A 23,844-nucleotide genomic window follows, 5' to 3' on the forward strand; every position below is an offset into this window, starting at 1 on the left:
TACCACATAAATAACTCTAGACATTGTAGGTCGATGACATTTTTATAATTGCTCCATTCAATAAAAAGACCACCATTCGATACTCTAATTGGTAATATCATTGTATCCACCGAGAGAAAGTTTCTTTTATAGAAACTTTCTCTCTTTATTTGAGCTTATTCAAGTTCTCTCTTAATATTGACCTACATAAAGGAGGTGAAAGTATGAATTCAAAAATCCTAATAGCACTAATGTCACTTGCACTAAGTGCTTTTGCCATTGGAACAACAGAATTTGTTATTGTTGGTATTCTGCAAGAGGTAGCTTCAGATCTTGGCATATCGGTTACACAAGCTGGGACTCTGGTGTCTGGGTATGCAATTGCCCTTGCTATTGGAACCCCGATTATCGTTGTTATTACAGGTAAATTTCCTAAAAAAGGATATCTACTGTTCCTCATGATCGTATTCACTGCAGGGAACGCTCTGGCAGCATTAGCTTCTACCTATTCCATTTTGCTCTTAGCAAGGATAATTACAGCTGTTGCACATGGTGTGTTTTTCGCTGTTGCAGCTACAGTGGCCGCAGATATGGTCCCTACTAACAAAAAAGGCACCGCCATCTCCATCATGTTCACCGGGTTAACCGTCGCTACCATTCTAGGTGTTCCCCTTGGGACATATATCGGTCAGGAATTTGGATGGCGGATGTCATTTGCGGTGGTTGCTGTATTAGGACTAATAGCTTTGTTTGTCACTATTATTGCCGTGGAAAAAATTCCGCGTTCAATTCACTCACCGAGCCTTAGAGATGTTGGTAGTCTGATTGCCAACCCACGTATCATCGCTGCACTGCTAATGACAGTACTGGGTTTCGGCGGAACCTTCGCCTTATTTACGTATATCTCTCCTATCCTTAAAGAGATTAGCGGATACTCAGCCTCGTCTATTTCATGGCTGCTGTTGGTTTACGGAGTTGCTGTGGCATTTGGGAATATTATTGGAGGGAAATTAGCAAATGGACATCCTGTAAAGTCGCTCCGATTTGTATTCCTGTTTCAGGGCATTGCTCTGCTGTTGCAAATATGGCTGCTACCCAACAAGACGTTCACCATTTTATCCCTTATATTAATGGGCTTCTTCGCTTTTATGATGTCTTCCGGCGTACAGGCTTACATTCTAATGCTTGCAGAAAAGCTGGTACCTTCTGCTAAGGATGTCGCCTCTGCATTAAACATCTCTGCATTTAATATTGGGATAGCTGCTGGTTCTACACTAGGTGGGCTTGCAGTAGACCATTTGTATATTATGGATACGGCCTGGATCGGTTCAATTATGGCTGGATTGGCTTTTTTACTCGCAGCTATAAACTACAAAATGGATAAGAAACAGAATCTTTATGTTGAGGAGAGAGGATAAATGGATTTAAAAGCATTAGACCTATTAGAGAAGGAATTGGAATTCACAAGTTTTAGCCATCAAGATGCACTCGCTATTGGCAACCGAATTGTGCAGTGTGCCCAAGATAACAAAGTAGCGGTAGCCGTGCATATTGAACGTAACCGAGTTCCCGTGTTTACGCATCTAATGGATGGTACTTCGGAAGAAAACTACGAATGGTTATTTCGCAAAAAACGGATCGTTGATCATTATAACCGAAGTTCTGCCTACATTGAGCAACGCTTTATCCAAAGTGGTGCTTCTCACACAGAACACTCCCTGCTTTCCACGTCAGAGTATCAAGCAGTGGGTGGTTCTATTCCCATCCGTGTCAAAGGTGTTGGCGTTGTCGGGTCCGTAACAGTCGGGGGTTTGACCGGCGAGTTAGATCATGCTTATGCAGTTGAGGGCATTCACCTGTTTTTAAAAGGCGAATAAGTGTCATAGTTATGGTCATGACCATAACTACTTTAATATAAATGAGAGGGTTAGGCGTAAAGCTCAACCCCTCTCATTTTCATTCATAATAGTTCATCAAGAGCCATTTTCGATGTAATCTTTGTGTTTCCCAAATAACCCCTTTGTAGAACAGACTAATTCATTGAAATGCGTTGAGGTTCTCTGGCGAAAGAACTAACCAGTATAATGTTACTTTATATAAGCTAAAATGGAATTAAATGTTTTTATTTGTATGCCAATAATTCAATTATAGTTTTGAGGTGAATCAATGGATCAATATGAGGTTGCAACCCTAAAAAAAGGTCTACTCATTCTAGACGCTCTGCAGCAAGGTGAACCCATGAGATTGACTGAGATTATGCACCGGTTTAACCTTAATAAGTCAACAACTTTTCGTCTGCTTTATACGCTGGAATTGACAGGTTTTATTCAAAAAGAAGGTCACACGTACAAAGCTTCTGAATTAAAGGGGCACCATTCATCATCTGCTAACACTCGACTTAATTGGTTAGTTGTTCCATCCCTGCATCAATTAGCGAATGAACTTGGCGAAACCGCATATATTGGGATTTTAGATGGTATGAAAGTCATGACAGTACAAGTGGTGGAGAGCAATCATGCCATCCGTAGCCATACACACGTAGGTGATTCTGCTTATGCCCATCTCAGTGCCTTTGGAAAAGTAATCCTGGCGCATCTAAGTGATGAACAACTAAAAGAAATGCTTACACATCTTACCCAGTACAAAGCAACAAAGCAAACTTTTGACGACAACCATTTATTAAAAGAGCATCTTAATGTAATCCGTCAACAAGGATACGCCATTGATGATGAAGAAACAGAAGTGGGTTTACGCTGCGTTGCTGCACCTATATTTTATAATAGTAAAGTGATCGCTGCATTGGCTATATCCGGCCCTGCTGCACGATTGAACCGAAAGAGAGACCGTGCGGTAAGTAAAATATTGAAGGAATGCAGTGCACAGATTTCCAGTCAACTTTGACACGCTCAACTATTCAAATTTCAATAATTCACACCAATAACACCATCTGACGCGAAAAAAAGGAGTATCCCAAACTGGGACACCCCTCTTTAAGCTTAGCTTAACGTTTCACTCTTCGAGCAAAATCAACGAACTGAAATTTATCCAGTCGATGCCTGGACTCGGTATATTGGAAAAGCACCGTGTTCTCCAAATAAACATAGTTTCGTACTACTACAATATGCGTGTAACTCTTCAAATCAAGCAGTCTATGATCCTCCTCAGTAGAAGGCTCAACGGATATCAGCTTCTTCGCATAACTAATTTTAAGACCCAACTCCTGCTCCAGATAATCATAGAGTGAGCCTTCCGCGATTTCCTCGCTTAGGAATGGAACAATATCCGCCCGGAAATAATCCTTATCCAAAATGATCCGATCGCCTTCAATCTCTCTGGCACGAATAACTTTCCAAACCAGGGTTTCAGGCGGAATCTGTAGGTGTCTGGCGAGCGCGGAGCCTGCCGGCTCACTTATCGTCCGCTCTACCAGTGTCCGCGAGGCAGTACCCAATGTATCGGCCATCTCTTTAAATGAAATCAGACCGGTAACGGGGAAATCCATTCTCGTCATATCAAGCACAAAGGAGCCTCTGCCCTTAATTTTGTGAATGTATCCTTCACGGAACAGCAGGTTCAGCGCTTTGCGAACGGTCTCTCGTGAAGTGCTGTAAGCTTCAGCAAGTTCACTTTCAGAGGGCAGTTTGGTTCCCGGCAGCAGTTGTCCAGAAAGAATTTGGTTGCTGTACTCATTATAAATTTGCAAATATTTATTTTCTCTCAATTTTGATCACCGCCCTTTATTGTATCACGTCATGCCTATGGAAGCATCGATTCAATTGGAGGGAAATTTATAGCGTGGACATATGAATTCTTATATTTACAGAAAAACAGCCCCCAGGGGCTGTCTTTCTGTAATATAAAGTCTTTGCCAATATAGCCTGTATCAACCCTTGAGATGAATAGTCAAGATGCTAGATTGTCTAGCTGCAGCTGGTCCAGTCTTCTCCTCAATCTTCTCCACCATATCCTGACCTGCAGGAATGATGATAGGAGTAATCAAAGGGTAACCTGCTGCGCGGATAGCTTCCATATCAAATTCTAGCAGAAGCTCGCCTGCCTGCACCTTGTCGCCAATATTCTTATGGGTGGTAAAACCACTGCCTTTAAGCGACACCGTATTAATCCCAACGTGGATGAGTACTTGTACACCACTGGCATGCTCCAATATAAGCGCATGTTTGCTCTTGATCACATGAGCTACTGTAGCATCAAAGGGTGCATATACTTTACCCTCAGAAGGTTCGATTGCAATGCCTTCGCCCATCTGCTTCTCTGCAAAGGCAGGATCAGGCACCTGTTCTAGAGATACTGCAGTTCCACTGAGCGGAGAGATAAGCTCCAGAATATTCACGGAGTCCTGTGACTCTTGAAATGTAGGGCGGCTGTTCAAATTGTCTGTCTCGCTCACAGTACTAGTAGCATTTGTAGCTGAGTTCTTTTCGGAACGCCCAACCACAGAACGGCCGTAGAGTACAGTGGCGACAAATGGCACAATGAGAACAATAAGCATACCAATGAAGAACACGCCCCACTGGTTCGGGAATATCGAAAGGAAGCCGGGAATCCCGCCTACGCCAATGGAAGAAGCGCGAACCTGATTAACGGTAAGAAGCATACCGGCAATCCCTGAGCCGATCATCCCGAAGATGAAAGGATAACGATAGCGGATATTCACTCCGAAGATCGCCGGCTCCGTCACACCGAGGAATGCAGAGACGGAAGATGTAGCCGCCAAGCCTTTTGCCTTCTGTTCTCTGACTACGAACATCATTGCCAGTGCCGCGGCACCTTGTGCAATATTGGATAACGCTAACATCGGCCAGAGGAAAGTGCCGCCCTCGCTGCCGATGAGCTGCACATCAACCGCCAAGAAGGTATGATGCATACCGGTGATGACCAGAAGCGCATAGAATCCGCCGTAAATCAAGCCACCAAGAAGCGCAAAATGATCAAATACAAAGATCAGGCCGGAGGTGATGGCATTGGCAATGCCAAACGTAACCGGACCGATAATGGTGAAGGCCAGAAAACCGGTAATCAGTAGAGTCACTGGCGCAACAACCAGCAGTTTAATGGAATCATGCACCCGGCGGTTGAGGAACTTCTCCAGCCTCGCTAGAATGTAGGCCGAAACCAGCACTGGCAATACTTGTCCCTGATAACCGATCTTCTCCAAATGCCAGCCGAACAAATTCCAGGTTGGAACAGTACCCTCAGTGGAAGCACTTGCATAGTTATAGGCACTTAATAGATCTGGGTGCACGAGAATGAGACCCAAAACGATCCCGAGCAGAGGACTGCCGCCGAAACGTGTAACAGCTGCCCAACCGATAAGTGCTGGTAAAAAGGTAAAAGCTGTGCTGGCAATCGTATTAATAATCGCAGCAATGTCTTTCCATGCGGGATAGACATCCACCAGCGACTGATTATCAAAGAAGATACCAGGCCCGGTCAAAATATTATTGATCCCAAGCAGCAAACCTGCGGTTACGATAGCCGGAAGAATAGGAATAAATATATCAGCCAGCGTCTTGATCGCACGCTGCAGCGGATTATGTTTTCGGGCAGCAGCGGATTTCACTTCATCTTTGGAAGAACGAGAACCGCCAGTGATCTGAATCATTTCATCGTATACTTTATCTACAGTTCCCGGTCCGATAACGATCTGAAACTGCCCCTGGCTAGAAAATTGTCCCTTTACTAGTTCGTTGCGGTCCAAGGCTTCCGAATCCACCTTGCTCTCATCATACAGCGAGAATCTCAGCCGGGTTACACAATGTGTCGCAACCTCTATATTCTCCTTGCCCCCAACTGCCCGTACAATATCCTCAACATTTTTGCGGTCTATAGCCATATTTTCACTCCTTACATAATTGATTTGTGCTCCTTCTCAAGTACACCTCGTTAGCGGATTAACCACATGTAGGAAGCATAAGGACTAAGCTGAAGCTCTTGTGTTAATTCAGGTGTTTCTGTTGTATTTCCAATCAGAAGCTCGTCTTTACCACTTGATGATAACTCTGCCCAGTGACTATCTTCAAAGCGGAAGGTAATCTCTTTACTGCTGAAGTTCGAGACCACTACAAGCGCCTCTCCATCACCTGTTCTGGCGTAAGCGAACACTTCAGGATGACCATCATCGAGTCTCTTGAATACACCTTCAATGAATATCCCATACTCCTTGCGTAGTGCAATCAGCTTGCGGTAATGATGGAAGATGGAATCGGGATTGGCTAGCTCCTTCTGCACATTGATGTCCGAATACCGCTCATCAACTTTCAGCCATGGAGTACCTGTGGTGAATCCGGCATTTCGGCTGTCATCCCACTGCATCGGCGTACGGGAATTGTCCCGTGAACGTTCCTGAAGAATACTCAGGGCAGTCTCAGGGCTTTTCCCTTGTTCACACAAAATACGGTACATATTCAGTGACTCAATGTCACGGAACTCATCGATGCTCTTCCATACCGGATTTGGCATCCCGATTTCTTCCCCCTGATACACATAAGGTGTTCCCTGAAGGCCATGCAGAGTTGTTGCAAGCAGCTTGGCACTCTCTATACGGTAGACCTTATCATCAGTGAATCTGGAGAGGGCACGCGGTTGATCGTGATTGTTAAAAAATAATGCGTTCCAGCCCCGACCTTTCTGCATTCCGGTCTGCCACTCTGTGAACAAGCCTTTCATCGCCTCAAAATCATAGGGCATTAGCTCCCACTTCTGTCCATTCGGATAATCAACTTTTAAATGATGAAAATTGAAAGTCATAGAAAATTCTCGCTCTTTAGGACTCGAGTATCGGATGCAATGCTCCAATGTAGTTGAGGACATCTCTCCGACCGTCACCATCTCATACGGACCAAATACCTCTTCGTACATCGCTTTGATGTATTCATGAACCCGTGGACCGTCAGTATAGAACTTGCGTCCATCCCCCGGTGGAACACTCCCGTCATCGTTAGGGAAGCGTTGATCCTTGGAGATTAAATTAATTACATCCATGCGGAAGCCGTCGACACCCTTTTTAGCCCAGAATAGCATCATATCATTCACTGCTCTACGTACCTTCTCGTTCTCCCAATTCAGATCGGCCTGGGTTTTATCGAAGAGAGTAAGAAAATATTGTCCCGAAGCTTCATCAAACTGCCAGGCAGGACCTCCGAACTTCGACTGCCAATTGTTGGGTAAGCCACCGTCCGGAGCCGGGTCCTTCCAGATGTAGTAATCACGATAGGAATTGTTCCTGCTTGAAATGGACTGTTTGAACCACTCATGTTCTGTTGAAGTATGGTTAACCACGATATCGATCATTAGCTTCATTTCACGTCTGTGCAGTTCCTGTACTAACTCTTCGAAATCCTCCATCGTACCAAAATCCGGGTTGATATTTTCATAATCCGCAACATCGTAACCGTTATCATGTTGTGGCGAGACATAGACCGGCTGTAACCAGACAATATCAATTCCAAGCTGCTGCAAATAATCTAATTTTTCAATAAGTCCTTTAATATCTCCTGTTCCGTTGCCTGTAGTGTCCTTAAAGCTCTTCGGGTACACCTGATACACCGTGGACCGGCGCCACCACTCCGAATACTGGGACTGACTCAAGTTGAACACCTCCAAAAGAATTACTTTATGTCAAATATTAAACCTGTATATACAAGTTCAAACACTTCACACAGTTTAAACCTGTATATACAGGTTGTCAATACTTTTGCTATCTGACTCGGAAAAAGAATAAACACTGGCGGTTCTTCTTTAATTAACCCATTTGATAATCAATTATTCTTATTACTATTTCCTATCTTAATAATTGTTCTATAATCACAACAAAAAAAGCCGCTAAGTAAGCGGCTTTTTATATACAAAGATGTCTTGTGCAGAATTCATAACGATGACGAAAATCCGCTAAGTTTAACTAAAAAATGATACCGATGATCAGAGCGGATAAAACGCTTACAAGTGTGGCGCCAAATAACAGTTTCAATCCAAATCGAGCCACAATATTCCCTTGTTTTTCATTTAAGCCTTTCACTGCACCCACAATGGTACCAATGGACCCAAAGTTAGCAAATGAGATTAGAAAAACCGAGACAATGGCTGTAGTACGCCCACTTAAACCATCTTGGATCTTAACAAAGTCAAGCATAGCAACGAATTCATTCGCAACAAGCTTTGTCGCCATGATACTGCCTGCATCAACAGCTTCATGCCATGGGACACCGATAAGAAAGGCAATGGGTGCAAAGACATACCCTAAAATTCCTTGAAACGAGATACCGAATACTCCGCTGAAGACCCCGTTAATTAATGCAATGATCCCAACGAAACCAACCAACATTACACCAACTACTATGGCTACTTTAAAGCCATCCATAATATATTCGCCTAGCATTTCAAAAAACGTTTGTTTTTCTTCTACCTGAACTTCAACAATATCTTCTTCAGGTGTAACTTCATACGGATTAATGATGGATGAAATGATGAATCCGCCAAATAGGTTTAATATCAATGCAGCTACAACATACCGAGGTTCTAGCATCGTCATATATGAACCAACAATTGACATGGATACCGTCGACATTGCAGACGCACATAATGTATATAAGCGATGTTTTGGTAATAATCCAAGCTGGTTTTTCACCGAAATAAACACTTCATTTTGTCCTACAATTGCGGCTGCAACTGCATTATAAGACTCCAATTTGCCCATGCCATTAATTTTACTTAGTACCAAACCAATATACTTGATAATGAACGGGAGAATTTTGTAATGCTGCAATATCCCAATTAATGCCGACATAAAAACTATTGGCATCAAAACATAAAGGAAAAATGTATGGGCCCCTTCATTTGCAATCCCACCAAAAACAAAGTCAGTCCCTTCATTGGCGTATCCAAGTAATTTTGCAAAACTATCGGCAAACCCTTTAATTAAGAATTCACCTATACTTGTTTTTAGTATAATTAATCCCAAACCGATCTGAATAGCAATCATTACAATGATTGGTCGATATTTAATCTTTTTCTTATTGTTACTTCCTAGCCATGCCAGTAATAGAACAATAACCAAACCAGCAATAGAAATTAGATAATGCATTTTTAGCCCTCCAAATTATCGGTTAATTTTCTTGGAATCCTCATATCGAAATGCATCTTTCCACATTAACCCTTGTTCCAAAATAATCGCCAACAGACTTCCGCATATTAATCCATTATTTAAAATGGCTATCACGATCGGAGATAAATGGGCCGTAGCTGATGAAGGGATAAACATTAATCCCACACCCACTAAAAGGGAAATTCCACTAACGATAAATGTTCGTTCTTCATGAATGACCTTCTTCAATTCCTTTAGCGCTAGTCCGACCATCTTCACAAAAATGACGAAGGTAACGGAATAGCCTATGGGAGCTGGAATCGCTGATATAACATTCATCATTGGCGGAAATAAGGATATTGAGATCACAAAGCAACATCCAATTAAAAATGATCTGCGCTCCTTCATCCCTGTTTGTTCAACATATCCCGCCGCTCCCGAGATAGGGACAGAACCGACCGCTCCTAAACCGCCACTAATAAGATGCGTAATTCCAGAAGTAAACCCGGCGCGCAAATAACGATGATGATCCACTTGCTTTTGTTTCATAACGGTCTCCATCAAACGGATCGACGCAACTGCATTGGTTATTAATAACAGCGTTAATAAAAATGCAGTAGTGATTGTCCCAGCATCGAATTGAGGTCTGCCAAATGGGAATATTTTCGGAAGCTTAAATAGAGTATCCGCATGAGAAAACACTGGTATATTACCGCAGATAATAAATAATAGGCAGCCTATCAATATACTGAAAATGATTGAAAACTGGCTGAGTACTACAAAGCGACTTTTTCCTAACCAAAAGGTAATGCAAACCACAATCACACTAAGGATGAATACTTTAACATCTAACGTGGTGTGGGCTATGGTAATCCCCATCATCCCTTTCATAAAAGATCCACTTAATTGAAAGATCAATAAAAGTAAATAAATAAAAGTGATGGTGGGAGTAAATAGACGAGCGATTTTATCCATTAGCTTAAATGCTGAAATTAGGATAAATAACACACCGCTAATGATCATTGCCCCACTTAAAGCTTGTAAAGCACCATTGTTAGAAGAATAAAGCCCCCCCACTAAACTTGCGTAAATCGTAAAAATGCTCCACCATAACCCTGCCGGACCTTCATGGATAGGGAATTTATGACCCATCAGGTCTTGTAAAAATCCAGCTATCCCTAAAGTAATCATTGTGCTCTGGATAAGCCCGGAAGTCTCTATGGGTGTTAAGTTATATAAATCTGCGATAGCAATGGGTGCAGCAATTGCACCAGCGATCATAAAAATCATCCACTGCAATCCTGACAGTATTACCTTCATTTCTTTCTCACTCTCTTTTCTAACAACACTGCTCTTATCCATAAATCAGCCATCAATGACTGTGTTAAGGGCTATTTCGACCATTTCATAAAAAGATTGTTCACTTTCTTTATGAGTCAGGTGTTCCTGTCTTAGCAATTGACTGCCGACTGTTAAAATCGATAACGCTTTTACACCATATTTAGCGGCTAAAGTGTATAGGGCTGTACTTTCCATTTCTACTGCTAATACACCAAAATCCATAAACTTGTGAAGTCGATCTAAATTTTCACGATAAAATTCATCAGAATTATAAATGTTACCAACAAAAACATTTGCATTTTTAGCTTGTGCTTGTTGATACGCTTTCATTAACAATGAAAAATCTGCTGTAGGTGCAAAATTACAACCATGAAAGATCTTCTCCGTCATATTACTGTCTGAAGACACCGCTTGGGCTATTATAATATCGCGGATATTAATTTCACTTTGCATCGCACCACATGTACCAATGCGAATCAATTTCTTAACTTCATAATCGACGATCAATTCTGTAGCATAGATACTCATCGATGGATTTCCCATCCCTGTCCCCTGAACCGACACCGGTACACCCTTATATAATCCAGTGTATCCATACATCCCTCTTACTTCGTTATAACAATTAGCCCCCTCTAAAAAGTGTTCTGCTACAAATTTTGCACGTAAAGGATCTCCTGGGAGCAAAACGCGCTCTGCTATTTCTCCCTTATTTGCACCTAAATGCCTACTCATAGTTCTTCCTCCAACTTTTAATAGTAAACTGAGGTTTACCGAAATCGCTTTCCACTTGGCCTCAAGTAAAATCAGTTTCGAAACTAGATTGAGCATAAGGTTTTTTAACATTACAAACTAGACCAAAAACTTACGTAGGTAACGGAAAATAATTGGTCAAATTATAAAAGCAATTCTTTACGGATATTGTCCAAATCTCTTTTAGAAGGGATCGTAGAAATAATAACAACAGGCACGGTCTTTAGTGCAACCGGGATATTACTAATGACAAGATCAATATTATTTTGCTGCATGATCTCGTCGGTTAGCCCTTTCATAATGGAGGTATTAAGGATCAACTGATCCCCTATTTCCTTCTTTATCAAATCTGCTATGTAATGACGAATTGAAAATTCCTCCCCGATCACTAAGAAAGCCCTCTTACTCTTATAACGTAAACTCGAGCGGACAATTAAGGTTAGTTTTGTTAAATGAAAATTATTGAAGAGAACGGAAGGGTAAGTTTTATTCCACGTTTGCATACAGGTTTGCATTTCTTGATAAATCTGCTGGCACTCCTGCTCTACATATGTTGTTAAATGACTTTTCGAAATCATCATCCATTCCGGAATGGCATTTTCGATTAATAACTTGTCAAAGAACCCGTAAATCTCCAAGATAAATCGTTCATGCATATCCAAGTTCGGGTATACCTTTGCCAACAACATTAGAAGCAGATTCCCCATTTGATATTCTTCTTTATTCTTGTGTAATTCGACTTCTTTAATCGGAGTGATCTCTGACCCTTCATAATAATGATATTGGCTGAGACTAACCATGGATTGCATAAAGAATATTTCACTCTTTGGAAATTCGATGGACAGCTTTTCTTCAAGACGCTCTGCTATGGCTCTCACTGGTATATAAAACATTCCCTTTTCCCAGGGGTATGCATTTTCGTCGATGGTTACACAATTTCCTTTCCCAGCTCTTTCTATTACAATTGCCAACAAAAAGGACAATTTCCTTTTGGAATTGATAAAATATACAATGTTATTCTCAATCTCTATATTTGTGATCAACTGATTTATATAAGCAAAATCGATATTCGCAAAGGGCCATCCTGTAAACTCATACGCATCACAATATAAATTCCAATAAAAATATCGAATATTCATTTCATTCCCTTTGATCACAGGTGTAGAGTAACTAATGCGTAACTTATACGCTTTTAGATCATTATTATTTAATTCTACAATTAGCTTCTTCAAAGACGAGGTACTCATAAACATGGCTTCAGAAAGCTCCTCCACAGACATTTGACCAGCATTCGTAAACAATAAATGCATCAGCCGATAAAAAATGGTTTGTCTGAACATAGAAGAAATCACTTCACTTATCGTACTTTGCCCATCACGTAGAAGAACGATTCCCTTACCTCTAGAAACTTCAATGGTTACAGTAGAGGGTAGTTGCTTACTGATTTCCTCCACCATCTTCCGTATTGTCTTATCTGAGATCCCTAAACTTTTTTCTACTTCGGCTAAGGTAAACCATCTTTGTTCTGTATCAAGCAGCGTTAATAGTTGGCTAGCTAAATTAAATCCCTTATCCATTGTTATCCACCCTATTTCAATTTCATTTTAATTTTTATAGTATAAACAAATTCACATCTATAACCATATTATTTTTCAATAAAAAAACTCGGGTTTCATTTACCCGAGTTTTAAATCACTTTATATTTGTGTTTTTTCTTCAATAGGGCTAATTGCTTTCAGCTGCATCGTTATGACGGCTGCTATAACGGCTTTGATGATGTCCCCCGGAAGAAAGGCTAACGCTCCGACAAGTCCAGCCCAGATCGACGTATTGGTTATTAATGCCATGACTGGTGCACCAATCAGACTCACTAGTAATACACCAAAGATTATGTTGATCGCTATCAGCTTCCAAGTTCGGACCTTCGGCCAGATTTTTTCAGAATACCAGCCGATAAGGCCGGCCGCGATAGGGAAGCTAAATATGTATCCTGCAGAAGGACCAATGAGCACTGCGATTCCGCCGCGGCCACCAGTCAGTACAGGCAGTCCAATGGCTACCAGAACGATGAAAATGACTAGACTGAGGGCGCCCATCCGTTTCCCCAGAAAACATCCAGCTAACATGACGCCAAGCGTCTGGGCAGTGATCGGAACGGGGATGAAGCCGAGGGGGATGGGTGGAATCATGCCCAGCACCGCGATAAGTGCTGCGAATAATGCAGCATAAATAAGTTCTTTTGTCTTCAAAAAATTGACCTCCATTGGATATAAATAATTGTATTCTGGTTAGTAAATACGTCCAGTAAGCTGAATTATAATGGAGATATTCATGATTGTAAACCAAAAATTAATTTATAGTTCACAATAGAATGAAATACCAAGCTTGAGTTTTTCCAATTGTTATATAGAATTAGAGTATTCAGTCGCAATCGTTGGATGTTATTATATTCAATGGGTTTTGGTCGGAGAGTTATACTTTTGGAGGTTTAAGTTCATGACAGTAAAAGAACATATTCTTGCCTTGCTCGACAGTAATAAGGGTGAATACTTTTCTGGCGAGGAAATAGCCGTTCAGTTATCCGTGACGCGCAGCGCTGTCTGGAAAGCCATAAAATCGTTACAGACTGACGGATATTCCATACAAGCTGTAACTAATAAAGGATATTCCATGTCACCTCAAACAGATATCCTATCTGCAAGTGCAATTTCAAAATATCTGGATACCCAGGGGCAAAAGTTACGTTTAGAAGTCTTTAAGACACTATCTTCAACGAATGAAGCAGTAAAAAGTCTTGCCTCAAATGGAGAAGCTGAGGGTAAGGTGATCCTTTCCGAAGAACAGACCGCTGGACGCGGGAGAATGGGCCGAAAATTCTTTTCTCCACCAGGAACGGGTATCTATATGAGTATCCTGCTGCGTCCCAAGCTGTCAGCAACAGATTCCGCTCTGCTGACTACTTGCGCCGCTGTTGCAGTCGCCCTTTCCATCGAGAGCGTATCCGGTAAAGAAACGCAGATTAAATGGGTGAATGATGTTTTTATGGAGGGAAAAAAGGTATGCGGGATCCTTACCGAAGCATCCGTGTCGCTGGAAAACGGCTGGCTTGATTATGCCGCTCTTGGTATTGGTATCAATGTAGCGCTACCTTCCGACGGCTTTCCTAACGACCTTACTGAGATTGCAACAACTGTAATTTCTGAAAACAGTTCTTATGGTGATCTCCGCAACCGACTGGTAGCAGAAGTACTGAACAATTTCATGGGATATTATGAGCAATTAACGGACAGATTGTTTCTTTCCGAATATAGAAAACGGTTAATTTCACTTGGTAAACCCGTAACAGTGATAAAGAATAATGAACAGCTTAAGGCAACAGCCATTGATATCGATAACGATTGCCATCTGAAAGTCAGATATGAAAATGGTGACGAGGAATATCTTTCAAATGGAGAAGTCAGCGTTAAAATTTAGCTATTGTTCTTTTTAAGATAGGCTAGCTTATGACGTTTTTCGCAAAAGAAGCCACCTAGTAGGCGGCTTCTTTTGCGTATATGTTATTCATGGTAATCTTCAAATTTAAACATGGAGAAATCATTTTTCAGTGGTTTATTATTGCAAATTATTTTTTATCCAGCTAAGCAGCGACTCTTCCTTCGGAGCCCAAGCAAGTAGATTTCTTGCATGGGTGGCACGCACACGGCTGTTCGAGGCGATAGCAAAACGCGCCCAGTCTCCAAGTTCTGCTATCGCTTCGTCTGCGGGCCAGCTTATGGTCTTGCCCCCAAAGCCTAACGCCTCGCTGACAGATTTGGCGATGTCCCCATAAGATTCCTCCCCATTTTCGGCAAAGAAATACGATGCAGACGGTGCTTTTTCGAGTGCCAATACATACAGTTGTACCAAATCTTTGATGTGGACATTAGACCAGCGATTTACGCCTTTACCTACGTGAACGCCTGCCTGTAGCTCTCTCGACTTGCGAATAATTTGCGGCAATTGATCGCTTTCCACAGGCAACGCTAGTGCATCACCATAAATCATAGATGGGACTATCACGATACTTCTCACCCAATCCTCAATTCCAGCCTTGCGTACGAGGTTGTTGATCGCTACGCGGTTTTCTCTAATATCCATAGGCACAAATGGTGTTTCCTCGTCAAAAATTTGTTCGCTCGCCGTTTCGCCACGGGCATCATCCCCTACCACACTTGAACCCGATGTATGCAAAAATGGTTTTCCACTTCCACGTAGAGCAGCTATAAAAGTTTCAACTGCCAGCAAATGATCTGAATCGGCTGTGTGAATTACTGCATCGCTGAGCTTAGCATATTTCGTTAGCGTATCCGTATCTTCCAACGTGCCGAGTATAGGCTCTATACCAATATCCCTTAATGCTTCCACCTTATCGGGATTGCGAATCAGACCGAAGACAGTATGCCCGGCATCAATTAAACCTTTAGCCACCGACCCGCCGATATAGCCTGAAGCTCCTGTGATAAACACTTTCATAATAATATTTCCTCCTCATCTATGCTGTTGATGCTTGTCCATTCGACAAAGTGTGGTGCCAGTCTCAATTATTTATTAATTTTGCTGCTTCTTTATTGTAAGCTCCAAAACATAAATAAAACAAATTATGAAATAACCATTTATTCATAAATTATTTTATAAATAATACTAGCTAATCCATCTTCTTTTCTCTTAGGATAGATATGATCTCATGAATCAGAGGCAAATGCTTATTCTTTAACTGATAAGCGATATATAACTCGTTTTTTACTTTTAAATGCTTAAAAATAACTTTTGATTTGCCTTCTTTTAACGAGTTTCGCAAGAGGTATGTAGGTATGACACTCAAGCCCACCCCGAGCTCAACTGCCTTCAGGATCATGTGTAAATTAGGAATGATATGAATAGGTCTAATTTCAGGACGTTTCTTAAAATGTTCTCTCCAAATTCTTCTTATTATCGGTAATTCCAAGCCATAGCTGATCCATTTCTGTTCAGAGAGCCATTGCTCTTCAAGCTTCAGATTATCAAATTCAAGGATTTCATAATTGCTTGGAGCTACTATAACAAACTCTTCATCCATTAATTTCAAATACTCAATACCGGGAGTTTGGAACCTTTTTGACATAATGAGAATGTCTAGCTTGTCTTCCTTCAGGAGCTCTAGCAATTGCTCGGAGGTTCCAAAATGCGAAATGGTGCAAGTATTAAAATCAGTAAGTTGTGGCAGTATTTTTTCACTAAAAAACTCATGCGCAGCTCCCAGCTTGATCACACTCAGAGTAGGCAAAGAAGCCGATTTAAAGCTCATTGTCGTATTCTCTAATGATTCTATAAGTGGAGCGAGCTGGGAATATAACTCCTTTCCCCGCTCTGTTGGGGTGATTTTTCTAGTCGACCGAATAAATAAAGTTTCTCCCACCTCCGCCTCCAAGGCGGCTAAGTGCTGACTCATGGCTGGCTGCGTCATCATGCGGATTTTTGCGGCTTCAGAAATCGATTGATACTTATATATTGTGCAAAAGCTTCTATACCATTCAAAATCAACCATACTCTAGGCTCCACCTTTATACTGTAAAATTTATATTAGAAGATGAACTTAATATATCAACTTAAGACTCTGTATTCTACTGTGCTAAAGCATTTAAATCCGGCTGCATCTTGTTCCGCAGAACATACAGCATGATGGCACCAACAAGGAACGCAACGGCATCCGAAATGACGAGCGACCAGACCACACCATGGAAACCATTCATTCGATTGGCTATATACAACACAGGAATCAGAGTAACTCCTTGAATAATTGACATTATAAATGCAGCAGTTCCTTGCGCTGTAGCTTGGAAGATCCCGGTAAACAACGAAGTCATTCCTGTAATGAACAAGGATAAGAATGTCACATGCAGAATGTAGCTGCCCATTTCAATTAATTGCGGGTCATTCGTAAATAAGCCAATTAAGTGGTCGGAAATCAGATAGACGATAACGCCGAACACGACAGCTAAAGCTATTATCGCTTTGATCGTGAATCCGATAGTATGCTTCATGCGTAATTTATTTGCTGTAAAAGAGAAGGCAATGAGCGGCACGACACCTTCGCATAATCCCATCAGAATACACTCAGGTAATTGTAATAAACGTGATGAAATTCCGAACCCCGCTATGGCTTGATCTCCATATTCGACAAGAAAATGGTTCAACACGAGTGACATTGCACCCAAGAAGATGCTCATAATAAAGACAGGGATTCCAATTTTGAATACATTGCTTAGTATATCCTTGGTAGCTTTGAACCATTTAAAAGAGACAGTTAAGAATTGGCTTTTATAACCCAAATGGTAGGCGTAGAATGCACTCGCAACCAAGTTAGAGATGACCGTAGCAGTCGCAACGCCAATCACGTCCCAATGGAAGACGAAGATAACTAGCGCATCGAGAATAATATTCACGACAACACTTAGAATCATCCCGATCATCGATGTGATTGCTGAACCTTCCGAGCGCACGATATTCTCCAATGTGAAGCATAATACAACGAATGGTGAGCCGATAAACATAATCGTTACATAGTCCTTAGTAAATCCGAAGGAGTCGGGCGTCGCTCCCAGACCATGAACAATTGGATCAATCAACGGGAGGCCAACAGCCATCACGATAAGACCGATAACTAAACTGCTGTAAAAAGCGAATGAAGATACATGCTTAACATCATCATATTTTTTCTCCCCTAGCAAGCGGGAGATGAATGTACCACTGCCCATGCCAATCAAATTTCCTAGCGCCATAATGATCGCGAATAACGGCAAGGTTAGTGCAAGTGCGGTTAACATAGCCGTATTGCCCAGTGTGCCAAGGAAATAGGCATTCAAGATGGAATATATGACACTCATTGACATGCCTAACATCATCGGTATACCGAAGTGAGCTACGGCTTTTGAGATGGGTGCTTTTTCAAAGTAATGGAGGTTTTCTGCATCCATGTGGGTCACCACTTCCTTCATCTATTTAGTATTCAAATTACTTAGAATTCTAACTATTTATTGAATATGAACCATGACGCAGCAACAACCAACCCCGTACCGTAACATCGACTTTACGGGGTTGGTGTGCGAAATTAACTGTTCTTCAGTTTCCAAGAAAGTACGTCATTGCGCCGCCTTTGCCGTTCAGCTTTCCTTTGTAAAAGGCACGCCACTGCTACTGTTTGACGAAAAGACTTTGCTTACTTATCGTCCGGATCATGTGACTGGTCTGGTGACGAATTTCTTCCATCTCTGGAAGGCCAGCCGAATCCGCGCATATCACGATGCCCTTCCCCGCCAAAACCAGGGAACCTTCCGCTAAAGCGTTCGTCCCTAGAATTCCCCCACATTTTTTGCATTTGTCCACGCATGGCCATTAGTTTTTCGAATTCCTCTGTTCCCATACGCTCCTTTGCAGCCTCCATCCACATAGCCATTACATCACGTTCTCCGTCCGTTCCAAGCTCTTCTTCTAAAGCCATAATAACGCGGGTTAAGTAATCCCCGAAAGCAATCTGCTCTTCTGAAGATAGGCTAGAAAATATGTTGACGCTGTCTATCTCATGCCCCTCTTCCTCTTGTCCTTTTTGGGTTAAGTAAATCAACATGATACGTTTGTCTGTTTCTGATGGCTTACGGGTGATATATTCGGCTTTTTCCAATTTTGCAAGCAATTCATTGAGGGATGATACACGGATGTCCAGCATATAGGATAAATCTTTGGTGCTGATACCATCTTTCATCCGGAGAAATGCCAGTATCCTTCCTTGCCCGCGGGATGTGTCGGCCATAGGGCCAACAGCAGCGTGTGTTTTTAAGTGTTGTCGTTGCAGCAGCCATTGCAGTTTCGCGAGTTTTTCGTATAATTCAGTATTCATGTCCATATTGAATCCTCCATAAAGTTTGTATGGTACCTGTTAATCTTTTTGACGGTACCTGTTGGTTTTTATTATAACGGTACCTGTTAGACATGTCAAAATGTTTTTTACAGGTACCGTTAGTATGTTGTTAATTGTTATCGGGACAATGTAGCGGACAAAATTACTTACATCCTTATTACATTTTTTATCATATAATTACTGTAAGTTCGCTTGCACGCTATTATAATTGGTGTTTATAACAGTAACACTTATTCGGGTTTGTTTTAAAAATATCTGGAGGTGACTTGATTGAAATTATTACAGCTCAGTTTAGCTGTTACTTTAGCGAGTACCCTATTATTTGGTCCTTCGTATCCATCTTTTGCAGCGTCTACTACAATAAACTCCCCAGTTCTATTGCAAATCAATGAGTACAATATTCTCTACACTTATCCAAAGCAACCTTATATTGATAGCAAACAAAGATTAATAGTTCCCCTTCGTGCAGTAAGTGAACTACTAGGAGCTTCAGTGTCGTATAATGCCGAATTAAAACAAGCAATAATTGAAAAGAATGGTAAGAAAATTATTTTAACAGAGAATTCGAATAAGATAATAGTAGATGGTGTAGTGAAAACAATGGATACTGTTCCAGTAGTATACAAACAATCTTTTATGTTACCTATTCGTGTACTGTTGGATAATATGAATTTAAGGGGAACTCACGATAGCCAAACGGGTATTTTGCACTTGGAAGATGAAGCGATCAACGGATTTAATATTGTAAAGTCTATTAAGGAATCGGACATTCCTCCTGATAGAATTGCTAATCAGAATGGAATTTTACCAACCACTTTTGATTTGACGCTGAGTGAACTAATTGAAAATAAGCTTCAGCAGGGAAATATCAATTTAAGCGCAAAAAATATTAGTGGAATTTCTATACCTAAAGGTAAAGAAGATCTACATGTTATTGTTATATTTAATAATACCTTTCAAATGGAAGCTGATCTTAACCCAACAACAGAACAACTACGTCCTCGTCCAGCCCTCATAAAAGATCAAGTATTTCAGCAGAAAACGGAGTTTACAGCAGGCAATTATGGCGACTATTTAAAATATATACTAGTAGTGGGCAGGATTCTAAAATAAGTAAATACAATTCACGAAACGCAAAACGAGCCTAAAAGTGATTTTAGAGGCTCGCTTTTGTCTTATTTTACAAGGAGGGGTATTAATATATGAAACACCCTATTCTAAGTAAAAAATCGCTCATTCTAATAATTTTTTTGATATTCCTTATAGGAATATACTTTTTATTCTTCGGATTACCATGGAAGTCCATAACTCATAAAAAACAATTCGAAGTCTATTTAGAAGATAAGTATCAAATTGACTTCAAGTTAAAAAAGATGGACTATGATTTTATGCACAGAACATACCTTACTTATGCATATCCCGTGAGTGACCCAACTTTAGTTTTTTTTGTAGGTCAAGATATTGAAAACAAAGAAATTCATGATCTTTATCTATATGAACTAGAAAAACGTATGTTCAAATAGGTTACTAGAATAACCGTTGAGCTTTGATCAGTTTTCTTTTTTTATATCTTCAAGCAAACCTTCAAACCATTGAATATTTACTATATGGTGGGAAAGTGAATTTTCTAACATTTTTTTAAAATAAGCAGTGATATTTTCATCGTTCTCAAGAGATAGCTGTATTAAAGAAATCTTATTTTTAGTTTGTTCGATTTGTATTTCTATTAATTTAGTTAGCTCTTCTTTTTTATATTCATCTGAAAATAACATTGCTACATAAAAAGATAGGTTTATATAGTCTGTCTTAGACCCATATTTGAACATCAACTTTTCAAACTCTTTTTCCCCTAATTCCGTGATGTTATAATTATGTGTCTCTCTGGTGCTGTCTCTTTGGTCAACTTTTACAATATACTTTTTCTCTACTAATTGCCCAAGATTATAATAAAAGGACCCTTTGGTGAAATTCACTATATATTTATAGTGTTTTTCTTCCATTAAGGATAACAATTCATAACCGTGAGCCCCTGGATTTTGTTTTAATAATCCTAAAATCAGTAATATTATCAACTCAACGCCTCCGTCAAAATGCTACTAGGTTTAATCATTGTTGATTTGTATAAACTTGGCTTGAAATTCGTCAAATGATATTTTTCCTAAAGCAAAATCCATACTCAATATATACATTTTTTCCGCTTTAGTGTGTGTTCTTGCATTATGGAGACTTAACAACTCCTGTTCATTAATTAGCGGCTCAAGTACATGTTGCTTATTAATAAAAGCTTCAAAATATCGCAACCCAAATTTTCTTTGAGATATTGCATCGATATGAATACCATCCGGATTAGAAGTTAAACCTGAAGCTGTAACAAAGTAACAATCATCTTGTTCAAAAGCAAATTTTTGTAACTCTTGATTCATCAACTCGTATTCAGTGCAATGTTTCCCAAATCCTTCTTTGCCTAAAAAATCCCCTAAACCACCAATTATAAATGGAATATTTGTAGCATCTAACTCTTTTCTAAGCGTCGTAACCATTATAAGTAATTTCTGATAATAGACTTTATAGTTGCCATTACTACTATCACTTTCTCCTTGATGCCATAAAATCCCCGATAATTCACTATTTTGCATAGCAAATTTAGTTTCTTGTAATGCATGTTTAAAAAGTGCCCCATCTACAGCCCATTCATCAATGGTGCTCCCACCCTCAGCACAAGGAATTAAGCCAATGATGTCTTCTTCATTTTCACGACACCATGCATCCGAAAATGATCCTGCCAGACTTATTCCAGAAACAGGACGGTCATAATTAATAGGTTCAGCCATCATTTGCCATCTGCCATTACGTAGCATTTGGATTCTCTCGTTATAAATTGGGGGTACTTCATGTATAAATCCTCGTCCAGCCATATTTGACTGTCCAATCATTAGAAATGATTTGATCATTATTCTCATCCTCTCTTCAATAGTCTAATTAGACTGTTTATATTATTAGTCTAATTAGACTATTTGTCAACAAATACGCTTTTATTCTCTCCCTCTTTATGAAATCAAAAAAGCTGATCTTCAAAAAGATCAACCTTTGTATTAAGTATTAACATATCAGAAGTGAGGTAATACCATCTAATTCTGATACGATTTCATATACTCGCGTCCGTCTGCCTTACTTTGAATAGGGTTCCAAACCTGAGCAAAGAACGGTTCACGCTTCGCACGTTCTTTGTAATTCCAGCTTTCGAGCTCACACTGCGGGCAGAAATGTCCACCTTCTAGCATAAGCTTGGGGCTAGCCGTAAAGGTATGGTCGAACGCACATTTGAAATCAAGTTTGCCTGCCCAATTCCCCGTTTCCATATCTGTTGAAAGACATTCACCACCACGAAATTTCGCAGCACCCTTGATATCTTCAAGATTTAATTGCGATGTTGGCTTATTCTCATCATACCCGTGGTCAAGTTTGATGACTTTATCCCAATCCGCGAATTTCTTCATTTCAGACACCTTTGCAGGAATCGCCTCCCAGTTGTTCTTGCTGCCCCAATAAGCGTCTATTTTCTCAATGTCATTTTCCTCGATAAAACGTATCGTTCCTCGCTCTTTTACTGCTTGCTTTTTCATCGTCCGCTTAATCATCGCACCCATCAATTTTTGACCTCCGGGCAATTTAGTGATGACTTTCGCAACAGGCACAAGTGCGCCTAGATTATCGAGGTAGCTTTGATAGAAATAATCTATTGAATCTCGGCGAAAGTGAAAATAGTCCTCCAGCTTATCAGAGTCCAGATAATATTGTCCGTGAAAATTCCGTGTTGCATACCATTTAGGATCTATCACATAATCAAGATTTGTTAAACCTAACTTACCATAAAGCACCTGATACATCTCAAGCGTGCTGACTCGACAGCTCTCGCCCCCGCCAATGTTGTAAATATGTTGCCAAAATCCTTCATTTAGTTCTCCGTCTATATCCGAGATGCAGAGGTTTCGCATTAAACGTCCTGAATCCCGATCTGATACGTATTCAAGCACATTTTCTAGGCAGTTATGGAACATAATAGGGTCTTCTATCTTGCTCATCGCTGGCCCCATAATACCTGTTTGGCGGAGGCTCACCCAATAGCTTAGTCCTGATTCAATTACCATACGCTCGGCGGCAATTTTCGAAACGGCATAGTAGTCATAAACACTTGGTTTGAGAGGGTCGCCCACACGTCCCCAATGGATTGGCGGCATACGGTCACCCGTTTCCGCAATTGTACCGATATTTACGAAACGCGTTACATGGGCACGACCACTTTTCTTGATGGACTCGACGATGTTCTTCGCTGAACCATAATTAATCTGCATCGTTCGTTCGGGAAACTCATCTGCAGCAGGAGATACAAAGGCTGCTATATGGAGCACAATGTCGGCATCTTTCACACATTCATAGACAAGGTCGCAGTCTAGTAAATCGCCATAGACTACTTTAACACCACTTAGTCTCTCATATTCTTTCAGCTTTTGGCGACTGGTTGAATTGTCTAAATCAAAGAGTAACAGCTCGCATTTCGCTAAATCGTTTCTAAGAAATTTCAATGTTTCGCCACCCATATTGCCCGCTGCACCTGTTATCATGACTCGTTTTTTCTTTACCATATTCTTCACCTGCATTATAAGATTATTGACAAGTCATTCGTCTCCCTTCAGAATACAGACACAGTGTCTATTTCACAACCACCAGTTGATTATCAAAC

At 40.6% G+C, this 23,844-nt stretch carries 21 protein-coding genes; 6 read left to right on the plus strand and 15 right to left on the minus strand.

Annotated elements, in window-relative coordinates; all coding sequences use genetic code 11:
• Positions 1-203 precede the first annotated feature (203 nt).
• The 3 genes from ACFWMP_RS16180 to ACFWMP_RS16190 all read left to right on the plus strand — a co-directional run bounded on the left by ACFWMP_RS16180 (position 204) and on the right by ACFWMP_RS16190 (position 2,880).
• Positions 204-1,397, plus strand: coding sequence for an MFS transporter (locus ACFWMP_RS16180; protein WP_379424232.1), 1,194 nt, complete (start codon positions 204-206; stop codon positions 1,395-1,397).
• Positions 1,398-1,856, plus strand: a complete 459-nt coding sequence (locus tag ACFWMP_RS16185; RefSeq protein WP_042188408.1) for a heme-binding protein — start codon at positions 1,398-1,400, stop codon at positions 1,854-1,856. It begins immediately after the preceding gene.
• A gap of 289 nt (positions 1,857-2,145) precedes the next feature.
• Positions 2,146-2,880: an IclR family transcriptional regulator gene (locus tag ACFWMP_RS16190; protein WP_042188407.1), complete on the plus strand. Its 735-nt coding sequence runs from the start codon at positions 2,146-2,148 to the stop codon at positions 2,878-2,880.
• A gap of 100 nt (positions 2,881-2,980) precedes the next feature.
• Here ACFWMP_RS16190 and treR read toward each other — a convergent pair whose 3' ends face one another.
• The 8 genes from treR to ACFWMP_RS16230 all read right to left on the minus strand — a co-directional run bounded on the left by treR (position 2,981) and on the right by ACFWMP_RS16230 (position 13,419).
• Positions 2,981-3,700, minus strand: a complete 720-nt coding sequence (gene treR, locus ACFWMP_RS16195; protein ID WP_042188406.1) for a trehalose operon repressor — start codon at positions 3,698-3,700, stop codon at positions 2,981-2,983.
• 162 nt (positions 3,701-3,862) lie between these two features.
• Positions 3,863-5,833, minus strand: coding sequence for a PTS system trehalose-specific EIIBC component (treP, locus tag ACFWMP_RS16200; protein WP_042188405.1), 1,971 nt, complete (start codon positions 5,831-5,833; stop codon positions 3,863-3,865).
• A gap of 50 nt (positions 5,834-5,883) precedes the next feature.
• Entirely contained in the window at positions 5,884-7,587 is a 1,704-nt protein-coding gene (gene treC, locus ACFWMP_RS16205) for an alpha,alpha-phosphotrehalase (protein WP_042188404.1), read from the minus strand.
• A 310-nt stretch (positions 7,588-7,897) separates the two neighbouring features.
• The gene (locus ACFWMP_RS16210; RefSeq protein ID WP_042188403.1) at positions 7,898-9,079 is read right to left on the minus strand and encodes a NupC/NupG family nucleoside CNT transporter; all 1,182 of its coding nucleotides are present in this window, start codon (positions 9,077-9,079) and stop codon (positions 7,898-7,900) included.
• A 15-nt stretch (positions 9,080-9,094) separates the two neighbouring features.
• Positions 9,095-10,441 (minus strand): purine/pyrimidine permease, encoded by a 1,347-nt coding sequence (locus ACFWMP_RS16215; protein ID WP_231573270.1) that lies wholly within the window; start codon positions 10,439-10,441, stop codon positions 9,095-9,097.
• 3 nt (positions 10,442-10,444) lie between these two features.
• A complete protein-coding gene (gene deoD / locus ACFWMP_RS16220) occupies positions 10,445-11,152 on the minus strand; it encodes a purine-nucleoside phosphorylase (RefSeq protein ID WP_042188402.1) in 708 nt (235 codons plus the stop codon).
• A 161-nt stretch (positions 11,153-11,313) separates the two neighbouring features.
• Positions 11,314-12,747 (minus strand): AcpB/EbpR/MafR family transcriptional regulator, encoded by a 1,434-nt coding sequence (locus tag ACFWMP_RS16225; protein WP_042188401.1) that lies wholly within the window; start codon positions 12,745-12,747, stop codon positions 11,314-11,316.
• Positions 12,748-12,867: 120 nt separating this feature from the next.
• On the minus strand, positions 12,868-13,419 hold the full coding sequence (locus ACFWMP_RS16230) for a biotin transporter BioY (RefSeq protein ID WP_042188400.1): 552 nt from the start codon (positions 13,417-13,419) through the stop codon (positions 12,868-12,870).
• Between the two features lie 247 nt (positions 13,420-13,666).
• Here ACFWMP_RS16230 and ACFWMP_RS16235 point away from each other — a divergent pair, with 247 nt between their 5' ends.
• Positions 13,667-14,644 (plus strand): biotin--[acetyl-CoA-carboxylase] ligase, encoded by a 978-nt coding sequence (locus ACFWMP_RS16235; RefSeq protein ID WP_042188399.1) that lies wholly within the window; start codon positions 13,667-13,669, stop codon positions 14,642-14,644.
• A gap of 138 nt (positions 14,645-14,782) precedes the next feature.
• Here the strand turns inward: ACFWMP_RS16235 and ACFWMP_RS16240 are convergent, their stop codons facing one another.
• The 4 genes from ACFWMP_RS16240 to ACFWMP_RS16255 all read right to left on the minus strand — a co-directional run bounded on the left by ACFWMP_RS16240 (position 14,783) and on the right by ACFWMP_RS16255 (position 19,088).
• Positions 14,783-15,682, minus strand: a complete 900-nt coding sequence (locus ACFWMP_RS16240) for an NAD-dependent epimerase/dehydratase family protein (protein ID WP_042188398.1) — start codon at positions 15,680-15,682, stop codon at positions 14,783-14,785.
• Positions 15,683-15,854: 172 nt separating this feature from the next.
• Positions 15,855-16,733, minus strand: coding sequence for a LysR family transcriptional regulator (locus ACFWMP_RS16245; RefSeq protein ID WP_042188397.1), 879 nt, complete (start codon positions 16,731-16,733; stop codon positions 15,855-15,857).
• Positions 16,734-16,809: 76 nt separating this feature from the next.
• The gene (locus tag ACFWMP_RS16250; protein ID WP_042188396.1) at positions 16,810-18,162 is read right to left on the minus strand and encodes an MATE family efflux transporter; all 1,353 of its coding nucleotides are present in this window, start codon (positions 18,160-18,162) and stop codon (positions 16,810-16,812) included.
• Between the two features lie 242 nt (positions 18,163-18,404).
• Positions 18,405-19,088 carry a MarR family winged helix-turn-helix transcriptional regulator gene (locus ACFWMP_RS16255; RefSeq protein ID WP_052404298.1) on the minus strand — a complete coding sequence of 228 codons (684 nt, stop codon included), beginning with the start codon at positions 19,086-19,088 and terminating at the stop codon, positions 18,405-18,407.
• Positions 19,089-19,373: 285 nt separating this feature from the next.
• Between ACFWMP_RS16255 and ACFWMP_RS16260 the strand changes: the two genes are divergently transcribed.
• Both ACFWMP_RS16260 and ACFWMP_RS31490 read left to right on the plus strand, forming a co-directional pair.
• Positions 19,374-20,216 carry a copper amine oxidase N-terminal domain-containing protein gene (locus ACFWMP_RS16260; protein WP_042188395.1) on the plus strand — a complete coding sequence of 281 codons (843 nt, stop codon included), beginning with the start codon at positions 19,374-19,376 and terminating at the stop codon, positions 20,214-20,216.
• Positions 20,217-20,305: 89 nt separating this feature from the next.
• Positions 20,306-20,626 carry a YfjL-like protein gene (locus tag ACFWMP_RS31490; protein ID WP_042188394.1) on the plus strand — a complete coding sequence of 107 codons (321 nt, stop codon included), beginning with the start codon at positions 20,306-20,308 and terminating at the stop codon, positions 20,624-20,626.
• Between the two features lie 27 nt (positions 20,627-20,653).
• On the opposite strand, the gene ACFWMP_RS16265 is transcribed toward ACFWMP_RS31490, so the two are convergent.
• The 3 genes from ACFWMP_RS16265 to ACFWMP_RS16275 all read right to left on the minus strand — a co-directional run bounded on the left by ACFWMP_RS16265 (position 20,654) and on the right by ACFWMP_RS16275 (position 23,746).
• Complete coding sequence (locus tag ACFWMP_RS16265) at positions 20,654-21,175, minus strand: PadR family transcriptional regulator (RefSeq protein ID WP_042188392.1); 522 nt, start codon at positions 21,173-21,175, stop codon at positions 20,654-20,656.
• A gap of 30 nt (positions 21,176-21,205) precedes the next feature.
• Entirely contained in the window at positions 21,206-22,054 is an 849-nt protein-coding gene (locus tag ACFWMP_RS16270) for a sialate O-acetylesterase (RefSeq protein WP_042188390.1), read from the minus strand.
• 177 nt (positions 22,055-22,231) lie between these two features.
• Positions 22,232-23,746 carry an NAD-dependent epimerase/dehydratase family protein gene (locus ACFWMP_RS16275; RefSeq protein ID WP_379424233.1) on the minus strand — a complete coding sequence of 505 codons (1,515 nt, stop codon included), beginning with the start codon at positions 23,744-23,746 and terminating at the stop codon, positions 22,232-22,234.
• Positions 23,747-23,844: the final 98 nt, after the last annotated feature.

Source organism: Paenibacillus sp. NPDC058367 (genome assembly GCF_042723305.1).
Taxonomy (GTDB): Bacteria; Bacillota; Bacilli; order Paenibacillales; family Paenibacillaceae; genus Paenibacillus_AQ.